Below are 1,165 nucleotides of genomic sequence, written 5' to 3'. Positions count from 1 at the left end.
AATTTATTTTCAAAAAACACTGTACATTATGCCAATATGAGCGTATAGTTGGTCTTACGTAATAAAAGCTCGTGAATTAAATTGTAGTGTATTTGTTTAGAATATCCTCTTTTTTAGTTATGAATTTGTTACAAATATTAAGTGCAAAAGCACATGGAGGTTTTCTATATGAATAACGGTACAGTAAAATGGTTTAACGCAGAAAAAGGTTTTGGTTTCATCGAACAAGAAAATGGCGGAGACGTATTCGTACATTTCTCAGGTATCGCTAGCGATGGCTACAAAACTTTAGAAGAAGGTCAAAAAGTTACTTTCGAAATCACTGAAGGTCAACGTGGAGACCAAGCAGTTAACGTACAAACTGTTTAATCTTACAAAATAAAACGACTCATTATAAATGAATCGCTTTGATTACCAACAAGGTTCTAAATCTTGTTGGTATTTTTTTATGCTATTTTGGATAATATGAGACAATACGATGATGATTTATAAAAACTTATTTGCCATATACACACTAAGGAAAATTATGAGGCTGAGTATACCAATTGCTGATATAATAGAAAGCGCATTTGTCATCGTATTTCTAGCTTTAGTCGTTTGTACTTCACTAGGATCTTTTCCATTCATAAAAGCAACAATTCGATCGTAGTTGTCCATTTTATGCACTTTTTTTAAATCTTCTATTTTCATAGATGCATAAAAACCTATTCCCAAAATGATTGCCACCGTTATACCCCAAGTCCAATTCCAATAAACAACTAAAGGTCCCATTAAAATTGCAGCTAATGTCATGAAAATAAGCATCACATATGTCCATAAGTTAAGACTTCGTTGCACTTTAATATCAGGTACAAATGGAATAGTCCCTTTTACTAAATCATCTAAAGTTACATTGAACAATTCGCACATCATTAATAAGTTATGTATGTCTGGTAAGCTTTTGTCATTTTCCCAATTAGAAATACTCTGCCTAGATACATATAACTTTTCAGCAAGATATTCTTGTGAATAACCATCTCGTTCCCTATACTTTTTAATTTGTTTACTCAGATTCAATTACATACGCCTCCAGTCAATTAGTACAATCATTACAATCAGACTATCAGATAAACTTAGTTAAAGTCACCTTTATGATTGACTAAATGTTTTGACATACGACAACATC

General features: G+C 31.8%; 2 protein-coding genes. One reads left to right on the top strand and one right to left on the bottom strand.

The window, feature by feature from the left end:
* Positions 1 to 168 precede the first annotated feature (168 nt).
* A complete protein-coding gene (locus IDG60_RS15050) occupies positions 169 to 369 on the top strand; it encodes a cold-shock protein (protein ID WP_001059079.1) in 201 nt (66 codons plus the stop codon).
* Between the two features lie 117 nt (positions 370 to 486).
* Here the strand turns inward: IDG60_RS15050 and IDG60_RS15045 are convergent, their stop codons facing one another.
* Positions 487 to 1,056 (bottom strand): helix-turn-helix transcriptional regulator, encoded by a 570-nt coding sequence (locus IDG60_RS15045; RefSeq protein WP_001054128.1) that lies wholly within the window; start codon positions 1,054 to 1,056, stop codon positions 487 to 489.
* Positions 1,057 to 1,165: the final 109 nt, after the last annotated feature.

It is taken from the genome of Staphylococcus sp. EG-SA-2, assembly GCF_017152085.1.
Note: the sequence above shows the minus strand (reverse complement) of the source record. Positions and strands in the feature narration are given on the sequence as shown.